This is a genomic window from Pseudomonas fluorescens group sp. PF-1 (assembly GCF_054481335.1).
The window spans coordinates 618807-636204 of sequence record NZ_JBTMNG010000002.1 but is presented as its reverse complement, the minus strand read 5'-3'; the positions used below and the strand labels follow the sequence as shown (position 1 = coordinate 636204).

Genomic DNA, 17398 nt, shown 5'->3' with positions numbered 1-17398 from the left:
CAGGCTAAAGGTTACGCCTTGGCTTTCTTGGCAGCGCGGGTACGCTCGCTTTCGTCCAGGATCTTCTTGCGAAGACGGATGGACTTAGGCGTGACTTCACACAGCTCGTCGTCCTGGATGAATTCCAGAGCCTGTTCCAGGGTGAAGCGAACAGGTGGAACCAGAGCGATGGTTTCGTCTTTACCCGAAGCACGCATGTTGTCGAGCTTCTTGCCCTTGGTAGGGTTAACGCCCAGGTCGTTGTCACGGCTGTTCAGACCAACGATCTGACCGTTGTAGATTTCCTGACCGTGTTCAACGAACAGCTTGCCACGCGCCTGCAGGGTTTCCAGGGAGTAGGTCAGCGCTTTGCCGGTTTCAACCGAAACCAGAACGCCGTTCTGACGGCCGGACATGTCGCCGGACTTCATCACGTCGTAACGGTCGAAGATCGAGGTCAGGATGCCAGCACCGTTGGTCAGGGTCAGGAACTGGTTACGGAAACCGATCAGACCACGAGCAGGGATGTTGTATTCCAGACGTACACGGCCCTTGCCATCCGGCACCATGTTGGTCAGGTCGCCCTTACGCAGGCCCATCTCTTCCATCACCTTGCCTTGGGATTCTTCCGGCAGGTCGATGGTCACGTTTTCGTACGGTTCGTGTTTCACGCCGTCAACCAGACGGATGATCACTTCCGGACGGCCTACAGCCATTTCGAAGCCTTCGCGACGCATGGTTTCGATCAGTACCGAGAGGTGCAGCTCACCACGGCCGGAAACCTTGAACTTGTCAGCCGAGTCGCCTTCTTCAACGCGCAGTGCAACGTTGTACAGCAGCTCTTTGTCCAGACGTTCCTTGATGTTACGGGAAGTCACGAACTTGCCTTCTTTACCGCAGAAAGGCGAGTCGTTTACCTGGAAGGTCATGGAAACGGTTGGCTCGTCAACGGTCAGAGGTTTCATCGCTTCCGGGGTGTCGAGCTGGCACAGGGTGTCGGAGATGAACAACTCGTCCATACCGCTGATGCACACGATGTCGCCGGCAGCTGCTTCTTCAACGTCGACACGGTGCAAACCGTGGTGACCCATCAGCTTCAGGATACGACCGTTACGCTTTTTGCCGTCGGCGCTGATCGCCACAACCGGAGTGTTCGGCTTGACGCGACCACGAGCGATACGGCCAACGCCGATAACACCCAGGAAGCTGTTGTAGTCCAGTGCGGAGATTTGCATCTGGAACGGACCGTCACGGTCAACAGCCGGCGCAGGTACGTTGTCGACGATCGACTGGTACAGCGGGGTCATGTCTTCAGCCATTTCGTTGTGGTCCAGACCGGCAATACCGTTCAGGGCCGAGGCGTAGACGACTTTGAAGTCCAGCTGTTCTTCGGTGGCACCCAGGTTGTCGAACAGGTCGAAGATCTGGTCCAGAACCCAGTCCGGACGCGCGCCTGGACGGTCAACCTTGTTGATGCACACGATTGGACGCAGGCCGGCTTCGAAAGCCTTCTTGGTCACGAAACGGGTTTGCGGCATAGGGCCGTCTTGAGCGTCAACCAGCAGCAGAACGGAGTCGACCATCGACATTACGCGTTCAACTTCGCCGCCGAAGTCGGCGTGGCCCGGGGTGTCCACGATGTTGATGTGGTAGCCGTTCCAGTTGATGGCGGTGTTTTTCGCCAGAATGGTAATACCGCGCTCTTTTTCCTGGTCGTTGGAGTCCATCACGCGCTCGTCGTTGAGCTCGTTGCGCTCCAGGGTGCCGGATTGACGCAGGAGTTTGTCTACCAGGGTGGTTTTACCATGGTCAACGTGGGCAATGATGGCGATGTTGCGTAGATTTTCGATCACTTGTGTATCTCGATCAGAGGATTCGGTGTGCTGACAGGTCGTGGCAGCGATTAACAGTAGCGTCCGTGAAAGCCGTTACAGCTTGACGGCGGCGTCGGGGGGCCGGTGACGCAAGCCACAGGCAAACAGCCCCGGGCACTTAGCTCGGTCGATAAACGCGCACATTGGCATGCCCCTCACTGAGCAAATGGTGGGCATGCAGGCGACTCATCACGCCTTTGTCGCAATACAACAGGTACTGGCGAGTAGGGTCCAGTTCCTTGAAACGAGCGTTCAGAGCATAAAACGGCATCGTTTGTACCTCGATACCAGCGAGTTCCAGCGGGTCATCCTCGGCGGCATCCGGGTGGCGGATGTCGATCACGATCTGACCGGCCAGCGCTTCGCTGACTTCTTCAATCTGAACGTCCTGGCCCAATTCATCGATCACGCGATCGATCGGCACCAGTTTGGCGTTCTCGAGCGCACGCTCAAGCACCGCCATGTCGAATTCTTTCTCTTCGTGCTCCACCCGATGGCGCTTGGCCGCCGTCTTGGGATTCACCGAAATGACCCCGCAGTACTCCGGCATGTGCCGGGCGAAGTCGGCGGTGCCGATTTCGTTGGCCAGGTCGATGATGTCCTGCTTGTGGCTGGCGATCAGTGGGCGCAGCACCAGCTTGTCGGTCACGCAGTCGATCACGGACAGGTTCGGCAGTGTCTGGCTCGAAACCTGGGAAATCGCTTCACCGGTAACCAATGCATCAATGTGCAGGCGATCGGCGATTTGGGACGCAGCGCGCAACATCATACGCTTCAATACTACGCCCATATGACTGTTATCGACTTTACCGAGAATTTCTCCCAGCACTTCCTCGAACGGCACACTGACAAATAACACGCGTTGGGAGCTGCCGTACTTCTTCCAGATGAAATGCGCGACTTCCATAACGCCCAATTCATGGGCCCTGCCGCCCAGGTTGAAGAAGCAGAAATGGGCCATCAGGCCACGGCGCATGATCTGGTAGGCAGCGACGGTCGAGTCGAAACCGCCGGACATCAAGACCAGCGTCTGCTCCAGCGCACCCAGCGGATAACCGCCGATGCCGTTGTGCTGGCTGTGGATCACGAACAACCGTTGGTCGCGAACTTCGATGCGGACTTCGACTTCCGGCTTTTTCAGGTCGATCCCGGCGGCACCGCACTGACGGCGCAACTGGCTGCCGACATATTTCTCGATGTCGATCGAGCTGAATGGGTGCTTGCCGGCGCGCTTGCAGCGCACCGAAAAAATCTTCCCGGCCAGTGCATCACCGTAGTGCTGCTTGCACTTTTCGACGATGTCGTCGAAATCGCCCAGCGGGTATTCGTCGATCTGCAGGAAGTGCGCGATGCCCGGCATGCAGCTCAGGCGCTCGCCCATCTCTTTCAGGGCCTTGGGGTCGCTGACACGGGTTTCCAGCTCGAGGTTGTCCCACACACCGTTCACCACCACAGCCGGGTCCAGATCGCGGAGCACGGCACGGATGTTCTTGGCCAATTGGCGGATGAAACGCATCCGTACCGGGCGGCTCTTGATGGTGATCTCGGGAAAGACTTTTACGATTAGTTTCATGAAAACAGCGCGCGCTGGGCCAGCCGAAAAAGGGGGGCGCGGATTATAGCGGAAATTGCTCAAGGTTTAACCAGTTAATGTGCAGAAGGTTTTGCACGCACCAAAACAGGTCACTTTGAGGTCTGAGCGCCACATTAAGGGGCGCAAATTCAAGCATTTATAGGCCTCGCACCTCTATAAGCGTGAAATTGGGGCAAAAAACCCATGCTGGGGCACTGGCATGCAATTTGCTCCCTTGTGAGGCAGGTTGCCTTGGCAGAGTATTCGCGCCGGCATCACAAACATTTAAGGGCATCCACTACCAGCCCTAAGCCACCCGGAGGACACTATGTCGAAGTCGGTTCAACTCATCAAAGATCATGACGTCAAGTGGATTGATCTGCGGTTCACGGACACCAAAGGCACTCAGCACCACGTGACCATGCCGGCTCGCGACGCGCTGGATGAAGACTTCTTCGAAGTCGGCAAGATGTTCGACGGTTCTTCCATCGCTGGCTGGAAAGGCATCGAAGCCTCCGACATGATCCTGATGCCGGACGATTCCACCGCCGTTCTCGACCCGTTCACCGAAGAGCCGACCCTGATCCTGGTCTGCGACATCATCGAACCTTCGAGCATGCAAGGCTACGATCGCGACCCGCGTGCGATCGCCAAGCGCGCCGAAGAGCACCTGAAAGCCACCGGTATCGGTGACACCGTGTTCGCCGGTCCAGAGCCAGAGTTCTTCATCTTCGACCAGGTCAAGTTCAAGTCCGACATTTCCGGTTCCATGTTCAAGATCTACTCCGAACAAGGTTCCTGGATGTCCGACCAGGACATCGAAGGCGGCAACAAGGGCCACCGTCCAGGCGTCAAAGGCGGCTACTTCCCGGTTCCACCGTTCGACCACGACCACGAAATCCGTACCTCCATGTGCAACGCACTGGAAGAAATGGGCCTGACCGTCGAAGTTCACCACCACGAAGTGGCAACTGCCGGCCAGAACGAAATCGGCGTCAAGTTCAACACCCTGGTGAAGAAAGCCGACGAAACCCAAACCCTGAAGTACGTCGTGCACAACGTTGCCGATGCCTACGGCCGTACCGCTACCTTCATGCCTAAGCCTCTGTACGGCGACAACGGTTCGGGTATGCACGTACACATGTCCATCTGGAAAGATGGCAAGAACACCTTCGCAGGCGAAGGCTATGCCGGCCTGTCCGATACCGCCCTGTACTTCATCGGCGGCATCATCAAGCACGGTAAGGCCCTGAACGGCTTCACCAACCCGGCCACCAACTCCTACAAGCGTCTGGTTCCAGGTTTCGAAGCGCCAGTAATGCTGGCCTACTCGGCTCGCAACCGTTCTGCTTCGATCCGTATTCCTTACGTGTCGAGCCCGAAAGCCCGCCGTATCGAAGCGCGCTTCCCGGATCCGGCTGCCAACCCGTACCTGGCGTTCGCCGCACTGCTGATGGCTGGCCTGGACGGCATCCAGAACAAGATCCACCCTGGCGACGCCGCTGACAAAAACCTGTACGACCTGCCGCCTGAAGAGGCGAAAGAGATCCCACAAGTTTGCGGCAGCCTGAAAGAAGCCCTGGAAGAGCTGGACAAAGGTCGTGCGTTCCTGACCAAAGGCGGCGTTTTCAGCGACGACTTCATCGACGCTTACATCGCCCTGAAAAGCGAAGAAGAAATCAAGGTTCGTACCTTCGTACACCCACTGGAATACGAGCTGTACTACAGCTGCTAATCCGGTAGCGCCTGCGCAAGCGGCGTGACAAAAAAGAGGCCTTCTTCGGAAGGCCTTTTTTGTGGGCAGTTTCCGACAACTGCTTGCTCATTCTCCTCGGACATTCACAGCATCGTCCGGCATCAATCCATTCGAGTAGCTCGTAGCCTATATCGACTTGCTTGAATTCAATGGATGGAAGAATGAAGACCTGCCTGCTCACACCCCTGATCGCCACTTTGACCACTGCGTTGCTGGGCTGCAGCCCCGCCTCACCTCCGGCGGGTATCGAACGTAAAATCCTGCTGCAAACCAGCACATCCTGGGACAGCACGCCTTACATTCGCTACCCCGACGCCGCACCCGAACTGTCAATACTCAAACTCAAGATACCTGCCAACACCGAACTCGACTGGCATACCCACCCGATCCCCAACGCGGCATACATTCTTGCGGGCGAATTGACGGTGGAAAGCAGGGACAACGGCAAGATCCAGCACTTCAAACAGGGCGACGCGCTGGCTGAAATGGTCAATATCACGCATCGTGGAAAGACCGGTAACAAGCCGGTAGAACTTATTGTGTTCTATGCTGGCAGCCAAGGTATTCCATTGTCGGAGTAATCCTCGCGGCCCACCTGGAGTCTGAATGCGGCTGTTATCAATGTTTTTGCTGCTGTCTTTGGCTTTTCCCGTGATGGCGCAGATTTACAAATACACCGACGCCGATGGCAACACCGGATACAGCAATCAACCACCAGATGGCGTTAAAGCTCAACCCGTCGAGTTGCCACCGCTCAACAGTGTCGAAAGTCAGCCGCCGAGAAAACCGGAACCGCCAGCCAAAGCCGGCAACCGCGAACAACCTCACGTCACGTATGAGGTACTGGAACTCACTGGCCTGCCCGTCACCGAAGCCCTGCGCGCCAACGACGGCACCTTCACCGTCAACGTACTCATCAAGCCCCGCCTGCAAGGAACGCATCTGCTCAGACTGTGGCTGGACGATCAACCGTATGGCCAGCCCGGCAACGTACCGATCCTGCAACTGGTGAATATCGATCGCGGCCAGCATCGTCTCGCCGTGCAAGTGATCGACGGCGATACGGTCGTACAGCAAAGCCCAACCGTGACGTTTACCCTGCAACGGATGCATAAGCGTTGAACGCCTGGCGCTGATCGCTTGCCGGTACACGCTGCCGGAATCGGGACTTCAGCGGCCAACCCGCCACAAAAAAGTCGAGGCCTGCGCTTCTCCCCATCTCGTTCAGGTTTGCGCACTATATTGGTGCGATTGGTTGCACTCACGTCGAAATCCAACCCATTTTGGTTCGAAAGTACCCGCAAAAGCTGGCAGAGCGCCACGCAATCGAGCGTCAAACGCCTGTTTCAGGGGGGCGACGCTTCTTTTCGGAGCCTTGGTTTGGTTTTTGCAGTTTCCTCGCATCAGCTCTTAATTCATGCGCCAAAAGAGGTCCTGAATGACCATCAGTGACGCACTACACCGTTTGCTACTCGACAACCTGACCACCGCGACCATCCTGCTCGATGCCGAATTGCGCCTTGAGTACATGAACCCGGCTGCGGAAATGCTCTTGGCCATCAGCGGCCAGCGTAGCCATGGGCAGTTCATCAGCGAGTTGTTCACCGAGTCCACCGAGGCCCTGAATTCCTTGCGCCAGGCGGTGCAGCAGGCGCATCCGTTCACCAAGCGCGAAGCGATGCTCACCGCCCTCACCGGCCAGACCCTGACGGTCGATTACGCGGTCACGCCGATCCTGAGCAATGGCGACACCCTGCTGTTGCTCGAAGTCCATCCCCGTGACCGCTTGCTGCGGATCACCAAGGAAGAAGCGCAGCTGTCGAAACAGGAAACCAGCAAGATGCTGGTGCGTGGCCTGGCGCACGAAATCAAGAACCCGCTGGGCGGGATTCGTGGCGCTGCACAATTGCTGGCCCGCGAACTGCCGGAAGAAAGCCTGCGCGATTACACCAACGTGATCATTGAAGAAGCCGATCGCCTGCGTAATCTGGTGGATCGCATGCTCGGCTCCAACAAACTGCCGTCGCTGGCCATGTGCAATATCCATGAAGTGCTGGAGCGCGTCTGTCACTTGGTCGAGGCCGAAAGTCAGGGCTGCATCACATTGGTGCGCGATTACGACCCAAGCATTCCGGACGTCCTGATCGACCGCGAACAAATGATTCAGGCCGTGCTGAACATTGTGCGTAACGCAATGCAAGCGATCAGCAGCCAGAACGAACTGCGCCTGGGCCGCATCACGCTGCGCACCCGTGCCATGCGCCAATTCACCATCGGCCACGTACGCCATCGCCTGGTGACCAAGATCGAAATCATCGACAACGGCCCGGGCATTCCTGCGGAACTACAGGAAACCATTTTCTTTCCCATGGTCAGCGGCCGTCCGGACGGTACCGGGCTGGGCCTGTCCATTACCCAGAACATCATCAGCCAGCACCAGGGCCTGATCGAGTGTGACAGCCACCCGGGCCACACCACTTTCTCGATCTTTCTGCCACTGGAACAAGGAGCCACATCGACATGAGCCGTAGTGAAACCGTGTGGATCGTCGATGACGACCGTTCTATCCGTTGGGTCCTGGAAAAAGCCTTGCAACAAGAAGGCATGACCACGCAAAGCTTCGACAGCGCCGACGGCGTGATGAGCCGCCTGGCTCGCCAGCAGCCGGACGTGATCATCTCCGACATCCGCATGCCAGGCGCCAGCGGCCTGGACCTTCTGGCACGGATTCGCGAACAACACCCACGGCTGCCGGTGATCATCATGACCGCGCACTCCGATCTGGACAGCGCTGTCGCGTCCTACCAGGGCGGTGCGTTCGAATACCTGCCCAAGCCGTTCGATGTCGACGAGGCGGTGTCCCTGGTCAAGCGCGCCAACCAGCACGCCCAGGAACAGCAAGGACTCGAAGTCGCCCCGACCCTGACCCGCACCCCCGAAATCATCGGCGAAGCGCCGGCGATGCAGGAAGTGTTTCGCGCCATCGGGCGCTTGAGCCACTCCAACATCACTGTGCTGATCAATGGCGAATCGGGTACCGGTAAAGAACTGGTGGCCCACGCCCTGCACCGTCACAGTCCGCGCGCGGCGTCGCCGTTCATTGCGCTGAACATGGCGGCGATCCCCAAAGACCTGATGGAATCCGAGCTGTTCGGCCACGAGAAAGGCGCCTTCACCGGCGCGGCCAACCTGCGGCGCGGGCGTTTCGAGCAGGCGGACGGCGGCACGCTGTTCCTCGATGAAATCGGCGACATGCCGGCCGATACCCAGACTCGGCTGCTGCGGGTCTTGGCCGATGGCGAGTTCTATCGCGTCGGTGGTCACGTGCCGGTGAAGGTTGATGTGCGAATCATCGCCGCAACGCACCAGAATCTGGAGACCCTGGTGCACGCCGGGAAATTCCGTGAGGACTTGTTCCACCGCCTCAACGTGATCCGCATCCACATTCCGCGCCTGTCGGATCGTCGCGAAGACATCCCGACCCTGGCCAAGCACTTCCTCAGCCGTGCCGCGCAGGAGCTGGCCGTCGAGCCGAAGCTGCTGAAAAACGAAACCGAGGAATACCTGAAAAACCTGCCATGGCCGGGTAACGTGCGTCAGCTGGAGAACACCTGTCGCTGGATCACCGTGATGGCGTCCGGTCGCGAAGTGCACATCGGCGACTTGCCGCCAGAGCTGCTGAGCCTGCCTCAGGATTCGGCACCAGTGACCAATTGGGAGCAGGCGCTGCGCCAATGGGCTGATCAGGCCCTGGCGCGTGGCCAGTCGAGCCTGCTCGACAGCGCGGTGCCGGCGTTCGAACGGATCATGATCGAAACCGCCCTCAAGCACACCGCAGGCCGTCGTCGCGATGCCGCCGTGTTGCTGGGCTGGGGTCGCAACACCCTGACTCGCAAGATCAAGGAGCTGGGGATGAAGGTCGATGGCGGGGATGACGATGAGGGGGATGAAGGTTAAGCAACCTTCAGTTCTTCACTCACCACCGCATCCAATCGCGAGCAGGCTCGCTCCCACCGTGGGTCCTGAGTGTTTTCGCAATCGCGTGAACACCACCCCCCTGTAGGAGCGAGCCTGCTCGCGATGGGGCCGGCACATTCAACATCATTGCTGCCGGCCAACATTTAGCGCCCTGTGCACCGCCGCAACGCACCGTGACCTGCAATCGGGCACTACTTCTGATCCGACCTCTCGCCTGAATTCGCAATCGAACTCCGATCCAAAAAACACGAAAGCCCCGAATTACGGGGCTTTCAGCGTTATCCGGCTGATATCTGTTTCATATTGTTAAAACCTGGCACGCCCCCTGCAATAGTCCCATCAGTGATTCAGTTCACTACCCAGTTTCGGGGACCTTGGTACAGGCAGGCCGGGGATTCCCCTCTTTACACCGGGCTCACACCGCACTAGCGACGAGCCGCCGTTTTGGGGTCCTTGGTACAGGCAGGCCGGGGATTCCTTCTTTACACCGGGTTCACGATGCAATGCGCGAACCCTCCCGTTTTGGGAACCTTGGTACAGGCAGGCCGGGGATTCCCCCTTTACATCGGGTTCACGACGCAAGGCGCGAACCCTCCCGTTTTGGGAACCTTGGTACAGGCAGGCCGGGGATTCCCTCTTTTATTACTCTCGGAGATGGATCTCCAGCCGCCAGCGGTCATCGACCTCGCTTCCGGTCCAGTCGCCCTGCAGGGGCCGGGCCGCCACCAGCGTCAGCAACAACCCCCCATCACTCAAACGCGTTCGCCAGTTGACGTCCTTGCCGTTGAGCTTGAGCTGACCCTTTTGCACCTTGCCTTCGGCTTCGAACAACAACGCGACACTGCCATCGACAATCTCGCCATGGACCTTGGGTTCATTGTTGAACCAGACCACCAGCCCGTTATCCATCACTTCGACCTGCTGCAGTTCGCTGGGGTCGGGCGTGGTCAGGCGTCCGATCATCATCCCGACCATCACCCCGACAATCGCCAGCGAACCCATCACGCGCGGGAATAGTTTCGAACGAGAGTCGGGTTGCGGCGTAGAATGCCGCTCATCTTTACCTTCGGAGCCGTGCATGTTTCACGTCATCCTCTTCCAACCGGAAATTCCGCCGAATACCGGCAACGTTATCAGGCTGTGCGCCAACAGCGGCTGCCACCTGCATTTGATCGAACCGCTGGGCTTCGAGATGGACGACAAGCGACTGCGCCGGGCCGGCCTCGATTATCACGAGTATGCCACCCTGCAACGCCACGCAGACCTCGCGAGCTGCCTGGAAAGCCTCGGCCATCCACGGGTGTTCGCCTTCACCACCAAGGGTTCACGGCCGTTCCACGATGCCAGCTTCGTCGAAGGCGATGCGTTCCTGTTCGGCCCCGAAAGCCGTGGCCTGCCCGCCGAAGTGCTGGACGCCCTGCCCGGCGAACAACGCCTGCGCCTGCCGATGCGCGAAGGCTGCCGCAGCCTGAACCTGTCCAACACCGTAGCCGTGGCCGTGTACGAGGCTTGGCGGCAGAACGGCTTCAAATAACACCGCAAAAAAATGTGGGAGCGAACTTGCTCGCGATGACGGTGTTTCAGTCAACATCAATGTTGAAGCTGATGACCTCATCGCGAGCAAGCTCGCTCCCACATTTGGACCCGCTTATTGAACGGTTGGAGTCTCGCCAGCCGCCTGCATGCGTTGCAGCTCTTGCGCGTACAGCGCGTCGAAGTTAACCGGAGCCAGCATCAGCGCCGGGAACGAACCACGGGTCACCAGGCTGTCCAGGGTTTCGCGAGCGTACGGGAACAGGATGTTCGGGCAGAACGCGCCGAGGGTGTGGCTCATCGAAGCGTCATCCAGGTTCTTGATCAGGAAGATCCCGGCCTGTTGCACTTCAGCGATGAACGCCACTTCGTCACCGTTCTTCACCGTGACCGACAGGGTCAGCACGACTTCATGGAAATCGTTTTCCAGAGCCTTTTGACGGGTGTTCAGGTCCAGACCGACGCTCGGCTCCCACTGCTGGCGGAAGATCGCCGGGCTTTTCGGGGCTTCGAAGGACAGGTCACGGACATAAATGCGCTGCAAGGAGAATTGCGGTGCAGTTTCTTCTTCGTTCGCAGCAGTGTTCTGTTGGTCAGTCATCGCAGATCCTTCTTGATCCAGGGGTCTTTTAGGTTTGCTTGTTTTGAATACAGCAGTCAGGCCTTGAGCATCGCGTCGAGCTTGCCGGCGCGCTCCAGGGCAAACAAATCATCACAACCGCCAACATGGGTGCTGCCGATCCAGATCTGCGGCACGGACGTACGTCCGGCTTTTTGAGCCATTGCGGCGCGCACCTGCGGCTTGCCATCGACCTTGATCTCTTCGAAGGCCACGCCTTTGTTCTCGAGCAGGTATTTGGCTCGCGAGCAATAAGGGCAGTAATCGCTGGAGTAGACGACGACGTTGCTCATATCACTTCACCAGCGGCAGGTTGTCGGCTTTCCAGCTGGAAACGCCACCGGACAACTTGGCGGCGGTGAAGCCGGATTTCATCAGCTCGCGAGCGTGAGTGCCGGCGGTCTGGCCCAGGGCATCGACCAGAATGATGGTCTTGGCCTTGTGTTTTTCCAGCTCGCCGATGCGGGCGGCCAGTTTGTCCTGGGGAATGTTCACCGCGCCGACGATGTGACCGGCGGCGAAATCCTTGCTCGGACGGATGTCGACCACTACCCCGGCGTCCTTGTTGACCAGTGCGGTCAGTTCGCCGGTGCTCAGGCTACGGCCGCCGCCCTGCATTTGATAGGCAATCAGCAACGCCAGCAGTACGACGAAGATACCGACGAGAATGTAGTGGTTAGTGGCAAATTCAATCAGGTGAGCAACCATCGAAGGAGGTTCCAGGGCGTTAAAATGTCGGCCAGTATACACAGCCACCAAGGTGGGCCAAACCCCGTCCGGCGGTGACGCCGCAGGAACTTCGCTTTAAACTGCCACTCCCTTTTCCATCACCCCTTTTTATCTCAGCCACGAGTGGATTCCATGACTACCACGCCTAAACCTTTGGTCCTGATGATTCTCGACGGCTTCGGTCACAGTGAAAGCCAGGAAGGCAACGCCATCTATGCCGCCAGGAAGCCCGTGCTCGACCGCCTGTGGGCCACCGCGCCGAATGGCCTGATCTCGGGCAGCGGCATGGACGTCGGCCTGCCGGATGGCCAGATGGGTAACTCCGAAGTTGGCCACATGAACCTCGGCGCTGGCCGCGTGGTGTACCAGGACTTCACTCGCGTGACCAAATCGATCCGCGACGGTGAGTTCTTCGAGAACCCGACCATCTGCGCCGTCGTGGACAAAGCTGTTGCCGCCGGTAAAGCCGTGCATTTCATGGGCCTGCTGTCCGATGGCGGGGTGCACAGCCACCAGGATCACCTGGTCGCCATGGCTGAACTGGCCGCCAAGCGCGGTGCGGAAAAAATCTACCTGCACGCCTTCCTCGATGGCCGCGATACCCCACCGAAAAGCGCGCAATCGTCGATCGAACTGCTGGACGCCGCTTTCCAAGCGCTGGGTAAGGGCCGCATCGCCAGCCTCATCGGTCGTTATTTCGCCATGGACCGCGACAACCGCTGGGACCGCGTAGCCCAGGCCTACAACCTGATTGTCGACGGCCAGGGCGAATTCAACGCCGCCACCGCCCAGGAAGGCCTGCAAGCGGCCTATGAACGTGGCGAGAGCGACGAGTTCGTCAAGGCCACCTCCATCGGTGAACCGGTGAAAGTCGAAGACGGCGACGCCGTTGTCTTCATGAACTTCCGCGCCGACCGCGCCCGCGAGCTGACCCGGGTTTTCGTTGAAGACGACTTCAAGGAGTTCGAGCGCGCGCGCCAGCCAAAACTGGCCGGCTTCGTGATGCTGACCCAATACGCCGCCAGCATTCCCGCGCCTGCCGCCTTCGCCGCCGGCAGCCTGGAAAACGTGCTGGGCGATTACCTGGCGAAAAACGGCAAGACTCAGCTGCGCATCGCTGAAACCGAGAAATACGCCCACGTGACCTTCTTCTTTTCCGGTGGTCGCGAAGAACCGTTCCCGGGCGAAGAGCGCATCCTGATCCCGTCGCCGAAAGTCGCCACCTACGACTTGCAGCCAGAGATGAGCGCGCCGGAAGTGACCGACCGCATTGTCGATGCCATCGAACACCAGCGTTATGACGTGATCGTCGTCAATTACGCCAACGGCGACATGGTTGGCCACAGTGGCGTGTTCGAGGCGGCGGTAAAAGCCGTCGAATGCCTGGACCAGTGCGTCGGCCGTATCGTCGAAGCCCTGGAAAAAGTCGGTGGCGAAGCCCTGATCACCGCCGACCACGGCAATGTCGAGCAGATGTCCGATGAATCCACCGGCCAGGCGCACACCGCGCACACCACCGAGCCGGTGCCGTTCATTTATGTTGGCAAGCGCGACCTGAAGGTTCGCGAAGGCGGCGTGCTGGCGGATGTGGCCCCGACCATGCTGAAACTGCTGGGCCTGGAAAAACCGGCGGAAATGACCGGGACTTCCATTTTGGTGTAATCACCGTTAATCCCTGTGGGAGCTGGCTTGCCAGCGATAGCAATCTGCCAGCCAACTTCCATGTTGAATGTCAGGCCGCCATCGCGGGCAAGCCCGCTCCCACAGTGGTTTTTGGCGGTTTGGAAGCCTAATTCCCCCAGCATTCCCCTCCAGTTATCACACAGCCCCAATTGGGCGTTTTTTTTGCAGCGTGGGGCGGGCATACTAGGCCGTCCCTTTCCCTGGTGTCGCCCGCCTCTATGCTTCGCGTCCTGATAGCCCTCGCTCTGACTTGCCTGCTCCAACCGGCCTTTGCTGACGAGCGCGCGCAAACCCAACAGCAGCTGGACGCTACGCGCCAGGACATTGCCGAGCTGAAAAAACTGCTGGGCAAATTGCAGGAAGAAAAATCCGGTATCCAGAAGGATCTGAAAGGCACCGAGACCGAAATGGGCAAGCTCGAGAAGCAGGTCGAAGCCCTGCAAAAAGAGCTGAAGAAGAGCGAATCCGAGCTGCAGCGGCTCGATGCAGAGAAAAAAAAACTCCAGAGCGCACGCACTGAACAGCAACGACTGATCGCCATCCAGGCCCGCGCGGCCTACCAGAATGGCCGTCAGGAGTATCTCAAACTGCTGCTCAATCAGCAGAACCCCGAGAAATTCGCCCGCACCCTCACCTATTACGACTACCTGAGCCAGGCCCGCCTGGAACAGCTGAAGAACTTCAACGAAACCCTGCGCCAGCTGGCTAATGTCGAAAAAGACATCGCCGCCCAGCAAGCGCAATTGCTGGTGCAGCAAAGCAGCCTGGAAACCCAGCGCGGCGAACTCGAGAAAGTTCGCCAGGAGCGCCAGCAAGTCCTGGCCAAGCTCAATGACGACGTCAAGGCGCGCGACCAGAAACTGGCCGCCCGCGAGCAGGATCAGGCAGACCTGTCTAAAGTCCTTAAAACCATCGAAGAAACCCTGGCCCGCCAGGCTCGTGAGGCTGAAGAAGCGCGGCAAAAAGCGCTGATAGCCCAGCAGGAAGCCGAAAAAAAGCGTTTACGTGAGGCCCAGGCACAGGCAGAAGCCACCGACGATGCCCCACGCAAACCCGTTAAATCGACACCTGGCGCACTGGTCTCCAGTTCAGGCGAGACGTTTGGCGGTCCATTTGCGTCAACCCGAGGCAAACTTCCCTGGCCTGTCGACGGTCGACTGTTGGCGCGCTTCGGTGAAAGCCGGGGCGACGATGCCCGGACCAAGTGGGACGGCGTGATGATCGGCGCCTCCGCGGGCAGCGCGGTGCATGCGGTTCACGGCGGTCGCGTCGTGTTCGCCGACTGGTTGCGCGGTGCCGGGTTGCTGGTGATTCTCGACCACGGCAACGGTTTTTTGAGTCTTTACGGTCACAACCAGACGCTGCTCAAGTCTGCGGGTGACGTGGTAAAAGCCGGTGAGTCCATCTCCACTGTCGGTAACAGTGGCGGGCAGGACACACCAGCGCTGTATTTTGCTATTCGTCAGCAGGGTCACCCGAGTGACCCGGCGCAATGGTGCCGCGCGCAAGGATAAGCGTGCCGCCTAATTCAGGAGTTCGTTCGACATGCTGCATTTGTCCCGCCTTACCTCGCTGGCCCTGACGATCGCTCTGGTGATCGGCGCGCCGTTGGCGTTTGCCGCTCAACCGGCCCCGGCCGTCGCGCCTGCTGGCACTGCTGCGACCACCAAGGCGCCATTGCCCCTGGAAGAGTTGCGCACCTTTGCCGAGGTCATGGATCGGATCAAAGCCGCTTATGTCGAGCCGGTAGACGACAAGACCCTGTTGGAAAACGCCATCAAGGGCATGCTCAGCAACCTTGATCCGCACTCCGCCTATCTGGGCCCGGAAGACTTCGCCGAACTGCAGGAAAGCACCAGCGGCGAATTCGGCGGCCTGGGCATCGAAGTCGGCGCCGAAGACGGCTTCATCAAGGTGGTATCGCCCATCGATGACACCCCGGCCTCCAAGGCTGGCATCCAGGCCGGCGACTTCATCGTCAAGATCAATGGCCAGCCGACTCGCGGCCAGAGCATGACCGAAGCCGTGGACAAGATGCGCGGCAAGATCGGCCAGAAAATCACCCTGACCCTGGTGCGCGATGGCGGTACGCCGTTCGACGTGACCCTGGCCCGCGCCATCATCCAAGTGAAGAGCGTGAAGAGCCAGCTGCTGGAGTCCGGCTACGGCTACATCCGCATCACCCAATTCCAGGTCAAGACCGGCGAAGAAGTCTCCAAGGCCCTGGCCAAGCTGCGCAAGGAAAACGGCAAGAAGCTCAACGGCATCATTCTCGACCTGCGCAACAACCCGGGCGGCGTGCTGCAAGCGGCGGTGGAAGTGGTCGACCACTTCATCACCAAAGGCCTGATCGTCTACACCAAGGGACGTATCGCCAACTCCGAACTGCGCTTCTCGGCCACCGGCAAGGACGAAAGCGAAGCCGTGCCAATGGTCGTGCTGATCAACGGCGGCAGCGCCTCGGCGTCGGAAATCGTCGCCGGTGCCCTGCAGGATCAGAAACGCGCCGTGCTGATGGGCACCACCAGTTTCGGCAAAGGCTCGGTCCAAACCGTGCTGCCGCTGAACAACGACCGCGCGCTGAAGATCACCACGGCGCTGTACTACACGCCGAACGGCCGCTCGATCCAGGCGCAGGGCATCGTGCCGGACATCGAGGTGCGCAAGGCCAAGATCACCAACGAGCAGGACGGCGAGTACTTCAAGGAAGCCGACCTGCAAGGCCACCTGGGCAATGGCAACGGCGGCGCCGACAAACCAACCGGTTCCAGCGGCAAGGCCAAGCCAATGCCGCAGGACGATGATTACCAACTGGCCCAGGCCCTGAGCCTGCTCAAAGGGCTGAGCATTACGTCCGGCCGTTGAGGATGACGTTGCGCTTCATCCTCGTGCTGTTGTGCTGTCTGGCGGGTACTGCTCACGCGGAGCCCGCCAGGCAGAAGCCTCACAAAGCCTATCTGAGCCTGATCATCGATGACCTGGGGCAAAATTTGCCCCGGGATCGTCGTGTGCTGGCGCTGCCCGGCCCGGTGACCACGGCGATCATGCCCGACACGCCCCACGCCGGCGAATTCGCTCGCGAGGCCCATCGCGCCGGCAAAATCGTCATCCTGCACATGCCCATGGACCCGGCCACCGGTCCGTTCGCCTGGCACCCTGACCTGCCCATCGAAGAACTTGAGAAACGCCTCGACGCCGCGTTCAAAGCCGTGCCCTTCACCGCCGGAATCAACAACCACATGGGCAGTCGCATGACCGCTCAGCAACCAGCGATGGCGTGGTTGATGGCGAACTTGCAGGGGAGACACAAATTCTTCGTCGATAGCCGCACCAGCGCGCAAACCGTGGCGGCTGCCGAAGCGCAGAAGATCGGCCTGGCGAGTGTTTCTCGGGATGTGTTCCTGGACGATGAGCGCACCGAGGCGGCGATCCTCACGCAGCTTCAGACGGCGATCAGCCTGGCGCAAAAACAGGGTTCGGCGGTGATGATCGGGCATCCGTATCCGCAGACGCTGGCGGTCCTGGAGCGCGAGCTGCCCAAGCTCAAGGCTCAGGGCATCAACTGGATCGATATCAAGCAGATGATCAGTGTACGCAGCAATCGGGCGACAGCTGCTCATGGAAAGGACGGGGTGTATCGCTAGTAAGCGGCAGCACGCCCCCCCCACAGGGGA

At 59.3% G+C, this 17398-nt stretch carries 16 protein-coding genes; 10 read left to right on the top strand and 6 right to left on the bottom strand.

Annotated features, from left to right (window positions below; genetic code table 11):
* Positions 1 to 11 precede the first annotated feature (11 nt).
* Positions 12 to 1832 (bottom strand): translational GTPase TypA, encoded by a 1821-nt coding sequence (gene typA / locus ACX3YD_RS17665; protein ID WP_090465730.1) that lies wholly within the window; start codon positions 1830 to 1832, stop codon positions 12 to 14.
* Between the two features lie 139 nt (positions 1833 to 1971).
* Positions 1972 to 3426, bottom strand: a complete 1455-nt coding sequence (gene thiI, locus ACX3YD_RS17660; protein WP_047536356.1) for a tRNA uracil 4-sulfurtransferase ThiI — start codon at positions 3424 to 3426, stop codon at positions 1972 to 1974.
* A 328-nt stretch (positions 3427 to 3754) separates the two neighbouring features.
* Here thiI and glnA point away from each other — a divergent pair, with 328 nt between their 5' ends.
* The 5 genes from glnA to ntrC all read left to right on the top strand — a co-directional run bounded on the left by glnA (position 3755) and on the right by ntrC (position 9139).
* On the top strand, positions 3755 to 5161 hold the full coding sequence (glnA, locus tag ACX3YD_RS17655; RefSeq protein WP_047536354.1) for a type I glutamate--ammonia ligase: 1407 nt from the start codon (positions 3755 to 3757) through the stop codon (positions 5159 to 5161).
* A 182-nt stretch (positions 5162 to 5343) separates the two neighbouring features.
* A complete protein-coding gene (locus ACX3YD_RS17650; protein WP_458960622.1) occupies positions 5344 to 5763 on the top strand; it encodes a cupin domain-containing protein in 420 nt (139 codons plus the stop codon).
* A 25-nt stretch (positions 5764 to 5788) separates the two neighbouring features.
* Positions 5789 to 6304 carry a DUF4124 domain-containing protein gene (locus ACX3YD_RS17645; RefSeq protein ID WP_458960621.1) on the top strand — a complete coding sequence of 172 codons (516 nt, stop codon included), beginning with the start codon at positions 5789 to 5791 and terminating at the stop codon, positions 6302 to 6304.
* Positions 6305 to 6620: 316 nt separating this feature from the next.
* A complete protein-coding gene (gene glnL, locus ACX3YD_RS17640; RefSeq protein ID WP_047536351.1) occupies positions 6621 to 7706 on the top strand; it encodes a nitrogen regulation protein NR(II) in 1086 nt (361 codons plus the stop codon).
* Complete coding sequence (gene ntrC, locus ACX3YD_RS17635; protein ID WP_047536349.1) at positions 7703 to 9139, top strand: nitrogen regulation protein NR(I); 1437 nt, start codon at positions 7703 to 7705, stop codon at positions 9137 to 9139. The genes glnL and ntrC overlap by 4 nt, the downstream gene beginning before the upstream one ends.
* Before the next feature lie 663 nt (positions 9140 to 9802).
* Here ntrC and ACX3YD_RS17630 read toward each other — a convergent pair.
* Positions 9803 to 10240 (bottom strand): hypothetical protein, encoded by a 438-nt coding sequence (locus tag ACX3YD_RS17630; protein WP_458960620.1) that lies wholly within the window; start codon positions 10238 to 10240, stop codon positions 9803 to 9805.
* Between ACX3YD_RS17630 and ACX3YD_RS17625 the strand changes: the two genes are divergently transcribed.
* Entirely contained in the window at positions 10239 to 10694 is a 456-nt protein-coding gene (locus tag ACX3YD_RS17625; RefSeq protein ID WP_103405912.1) for a tRNA (cytidine(34)-2'-O)-methyltransferase, read from the top strand. The two genes, ACX3YD_RS17630 and ACX3YD_RS17625, sit on opposite strands and share 2 nt — an antisense overlap.
* A gap of 114 nt (positions 10695 to 10808) precedes the next feature.
* On the opposite strand, the gene secB is transcribed toward ACX3YD_RS17625, so the two are convergent.
* The 3 genes from secB to ACX3YD_RS17610 are packed head-to-tail and all read right to left on the bottom strand — an operon-like array spanning position 10809 to position 12020.
* The gene (gene secB, locus ACX3YD_RS17620; protein WP_047536344.1) at positions 10809 to 11294 is read right to left on the bottom strand and encodes a protein-export chaperone SecB; all 486 of its coding nucleotides are present in this window, start codon (positions 11292 to 11294) and stop codon (positions 10809 to 10811) included.
* Between the two features lie 56 nt (positions 11295 to 11350).
* Complete coding sequence (gene grxC, locus ACX3YD_RS17615) at positions 11351 to 11605, bottom strand: glutaredoxin 3 (protein ID WP_008149430.1); 255 nt, start codon at positions 11603 to 11605, stop codon at positions 11351 to 11353.
* A gap of 1 nt (position 11606) precedes the next feature.
* Positions 11607 to 12020 carry a rhodanese-like domain-containing protein gene (locus tag ACX3YD_RS17610; RefSeq protein ID WP_047536339.1) on the bottom strand — a complete coding sequence of 138 codons (414 nt, stop codon included), beginning with the start codon at positions 12018 to 12020 and terminating at the stop codon, positions 11607 to 11609.
* A 153-nt stretch (positions 12021 to 12173) separates the two neighbouring features.
* On the opposite strand from ACX3YD_RS17610, the gene gpmI reads away from it, so the two are divergent.
* The 4 genes from gpmI (at position 12174) to ACX3YD_RS17590 (ending at position 17368) form a co-directional block, all read left to right on the top strand.
* Positions 12174 to 13703 (top strand): 2,3-bisphosphoglycerate-independent phosphoglycerate mutase, encoded by a 1530-nt coding sequence (gene gpmI / locus ACX3YD_RS17605; protein WP_458960619.1) that lies wholly within the window; start codon positions 12174 to 12176, stop codon positions 13701 to 13703.
* Between the two features lie 239 nt (positions 13704 to 13942).
* Positions 13943 to 15238, top strand: coding sequence for a murein hydrolase activator EnvC family protein (locus tag ACX3YD_RS17600; protein WP_047536335.1), 1296 nt, complete (start codon positions 13943 to 13945; stop codon positions 15236 to 15238).
* 31 nt (positions 15239 to 15269) lie between these two features.
* A complete protein-coding gene (locus ACX3YD_RS17595; RefSeq protein WP_047536333.1) occupies positions 15270 to 16589 on the top strand; it encodes a S41 family peptidase in 1320 nt (439 codons plus the stop codon).
* Positions 16590 to 16591: 2 nt separating this feature from the next.
* Positions 16592 to 17368 (top strand): divergent polysaccharide deacetylase family protein, encoded by a 777-nt coding sequence (locus ACX3YD_RS17590; RefSeq protein WP_047536331.1) that lies wholly within the window; start codon positions 16592 to 16594, stop codon positions 17366 to 17368.
* The last annotated feature ends 30 nt before the right edge of the window (positions 17369 to 17398 follow it).